The 1223-nt window shown below is 79.4% G+C and carries 1 pseudogene; it reads left to right on the top strand.

The features are described from left to right. Positions 1 to 1223, top strand: a pseudogene (locus ABT381_RS35815) (serine protease); the annotation flags it as partial.

Below are 1223 nucleotides of genomic sequence, written 5' to 3'. Positions count from 1 at the left end.
AGCGCGCCGGCCGGCAGACCGTACCGGGCGCTGACCACGGCGGACGCCGGCCACCCGCTGGCCCTGCGGCTGCTGACCGAGGTACGGACGTCCCTGGTCGCCGCGGGCGAGGACGCGCGCGGGATGGGCACGCCCCACCGGCACGAGATCTTCGGCGGCTACCTGGACCTGCTGTGCCTGCGCGTCGCCCAGCGGCTGGCGCCGGGGGAGCGCGGCGCGGACGTACGCCGGTCGGCCGCGCGGGTGGCCGGCCGCGCCCACGAGGCGGCCCGCCGCTGCCTCGGCCCCGGCCGGGGCGAACTGGACCGCGCGTCGTTCGACGAGCTGTTCCCGTGGCGTACGGGGTGGGCGTCCGCGGTGCTCGCCGAAGGGCTGCTGGTGCCGGCCGGCGCGGGCTACCGCTTCCCGCACGAAGAGTTCGCCGACTGGCTGCAGGGCACGCACCTCGACGTGGACGAGACGCTGGAGGCGCTGGTGCAGGGGCCGGCCGGGGGACGCGCCGCCGGGCAACCCCCCGTTGCCACCCTCGCTCCGCCCGCCGTGCCGCGGCACCGTATCGGACCGGTGGTCCAGGCCCTGCTGCTCCTCGGCCGCCGAGCGGGCCCCGAAGCGCTGACCCGCAGGCTGGAGGGGCTGGTGGCGGTGGTCACGGCACCGGCCGCGAAGAGCGGCGAGCGGACGCGGCCCAGCGGGGGAGGGGCCGATGCCTCGGCGCGGGACGCCCGGTGGTGGGCCGAGCACCTGCTCGGCGAGGTCCTGCTGCGGCTGCCCGACGCCGCCCCGTACGCCCGTGTGCTCCATCTCCTCGCGGCCCGGGTGACGGACCGTTCGGCGCTGGCGGGCGGCTTCGAACGTACGGGCCTGGACGCGTTCGGGCCCTGGTTCTGGCGGCGGCTGCCGCTGGACCCGGCGACCCGCCTCGACCTCGTCCGCCGCCTGCTGCCGGCGGACGGACCGCCGGCCGAGGGCGCGACGGCGGTGAACGAGGGCGCGGCGGCGGTGAGCGAGGGCGCGGCGGCGTACGAGGGCGGGCCGGCCCCTGTCGAGCGGACCGAGGACGCCGGACGCGCCGTCGCCCCGGGCCCCCGCTTCCTCGGGCTCGCGGCGGCGCTGCTGTGTGCCGATCCCCGGCGGGTGCAGCCGCTGCTGTGCCGCTGGTTCGACGACGAGCGCCCGTTGCAGCGCGGCCGGAGCGCCGCACGGCCCGGCGCCGACGCCGGGCC

Source organism: Streptomyces sp. NPDC000151 (assembly GCF_040301705.1).
Classification (GTDB): Bacteria; Actinomycetota; Actinomycetes; order Streptomycetales; family Streptomycetaceae; genus Streptomyces.
Note: the sequence above shows the minus strand (reverse complement) of the source record. Positions and strands in the feature narration are given on the sequence as shown.